This is a genomic window from Armatimonadota bacterium (assembly GCA_017993055.1).
In the GTDB taxonomy this organism is placed as follows: Bacteria; Armatimonadota; UBA5829; order DTJY01; family DTJY01; genus JAGONM01.
This window is the reverse complement of sequence record JAGONM010000030.1, coordinates 1-2,072: the sequence shown is the minus strand read 5'-3', so window position 1 is coordinate 2,072 and position 2,072 is coordinate 1. Positions and strand designations below refer to the sequence as shown.

Annotated in this window: 2 protein-coding genes; one reads left to right on the top strand and one right to left on the bottom strand. The window is 56.7% G+C overall.

The features are described 5' to 3' along the window. Positions 1-233: 233 nt before the first annotated feature. Positions 234-593 carry a GIY-YIG nuclease family protein gene (locus KBC96_11390; protein ID MBP6964999.1) on the top strand — a complete coding sequence of 120 codons (360 nt, stop codon included), beginning with the start codon at positions 234-236 and terminating at the stop codon, positions 591-593. 206 nt (positions 594-799) lie between these two features. On the opposite strand, the gene KBC96_11385 is transcribed toward KBC96_11390, so the two are convergent. Then, entirely contained in the window at positions 800-1,801 is a 1,002-nt protein-coding gene (locus tag KBC96_11385) for a hypothetical protein (GenBank protein MBP6964998.1), read from the bottom strand. Positions 1,802-2,072: the final 271 nt, after the last annotated feature.

The following is a 2,072-nucleotide window of genomic DNA, read 5'->3' as shown; positions in this document are numbered from 1 at the left end:
ACTGGTCGCCGGTCACCCATCACCGTCAGCCCTGAGTGCTCGGAGCGAAGCGGAGAGTGTATCGAAGGGCGTTCTTGGGTCAGGAGGCCGTCCTTCGATACACGCGCCGGAGCGCGCACTCAGGACTGGACGGGTCTAGGTTGCCGGCAGAACTCAGGACTAGCGGGTCCATGGTACCGCGCGTTCAGGACTCGACGGTGCTGATCTCGGAGTGTTGTTCAAGCAGGTAAGGCATGGGCCAACCATTCTACGCATATATGCTGTTGTGCGCCGACAACTCATACTACGCAGGGCATACCGACGATCTCGAGAAGAGAGTTGCGGAGCACCAGGCGGGTGGAAAGTGCGTTTACACCGCCAAGCGGCGTCCTGTCAGGCTTGTCTGGTCGGAACGGTTTGCCACACGGAACGAGGCCAAAGAGGCGGAGGCTCGCATCAAGGGATGGACCCGTGCCAAGAAGGAAGCGCTGGCGCGTGGAGAGTACGAGATCATCGTCCAGTTGGCCAGGAAGCAGGACTGGGATGCATTCAGAGAGCGCCAGCAGACAGGAACCGACAGCCCTGAGCCTGCGCCCCGGAGCAGTCAGCCTTGAGCATTCACCCTGAAACCGTCAGCCCTGAGTGCTCGGAGCGAAGCGGAGAGTGTATCGAAGGGCGCTCTTGGGGCACGAGGCCGTCCTTCGATACACGCGCCGGAGCGCGCACTCAGGACTGGACGGGGCTGTGAGTAGGCGCACTCAGGCCGTCGGTTCTTTCGGCCCGTCACGCCGAGACCGTCACCTTGAACTCGTTTCAGGGTCTACGGCGCTTGGTACGATTCGCCCGTTATCGAGTTCCAGACCCGGGTCTTAGCCGGCAGTTTGACAGTCAGATCGCTATCGGTCACGTTTCCATTCAGAACGAAATCCGAAGCGTATTCCGTGACTATCCGGGTATCCTCGTACCTCTCCCCCTGCTCATCAATGGCATACCCGACTACCACGGACTTGGATGGACCCCATACTCCGTTGCCATAGTCTCTGACTTCGTTGTTTCTCTCCTCGGCCAGGATTGTCTTGTTCCCATCCTTATCCCCTACCCAGAGTCGATAACGTGGAATCGTGAATCCCTTACCAGTGTCTATACTCCATTCGAGGATAGTGCTCCGTACGGGTACAGGATCGCATTCTTTGGACATTGTGAGTATCGTGCGCTCGACAACGATGCAGTCCCTCCCGTCTATCGTCTCATTTCCAACGAACCGCAGCCCTCCATCAACCTGAGGGAAAGAGGGTGCGCCGCAATATATGTCCCATACGCCGTGGTTCTCCAGAACGCCATAGTCCAGCTTCTTTCGGTGATAGTAATTCTTGATGATCCCCCCGCTGCCCTCAACAGTGCCCACCTGAGCTCTGGGGAACCTGGTGCGCGCCTCAAAGTACGTCAGTTTTTCGCCATCGAAAGAAACCGCCTTGTGGTCAGTAGGGTACGTCTTCTTGGCGCCTTCCTCGGTTGCTGCGGCAGGCACAACATTTGTGGGATCGGTGAGCAACTCATTGATCCTGAGCTTATCTCCCCTGAACGCCATATCTGCGACGGCCTCGGTCTCCGCAATGCTTCCGTCCTGCCTTTGTCTAGTAACGCTCTGGGTAATCTTCCCCTTCCCGTTTTGTATGACAGATACAGCGTTCTTCGTGCCCGCCTTTGCCAACTCGATCGTTTCCTCAGGCGTAGCCGCCAGCGACATGCTCCAGCTCAGGAGAGAGATGAGGCATATCGCACCGATCGTCGTAAATCGCCTTATGAGTTTCCTGTAATACACTTCAACACCTCCGCTCTTGTTTACGGATCCCAAATCCGTCTCGCACCCGTCCTGGGAAGCAGTGTAGCGCACACACTCACCGATCTACCACAGACGTAGCTCTGTAAGTATACCATATCCCCAGGGAAACGCAACCGTCACATACCGTCTGGGTTTACCATACATATGTGACACTTGGGGTTGCGGGAGAAGGACGCTCTCTGGTATGGGTATTGTTGACCGACAAACCGACCAAGGAGGTCCCTATCCCGCATGCCTAGTTTACGACAAA

What these genes read in the sequence shown, in the direction of transcription:
- KBC96_11390 (MBP6964999.1), top strand. Translation starts at nt 234, where the DNA reads ATGGGCCAACCATTCTACGCATATATGCTGTTGTGCGCCGACAACTCA.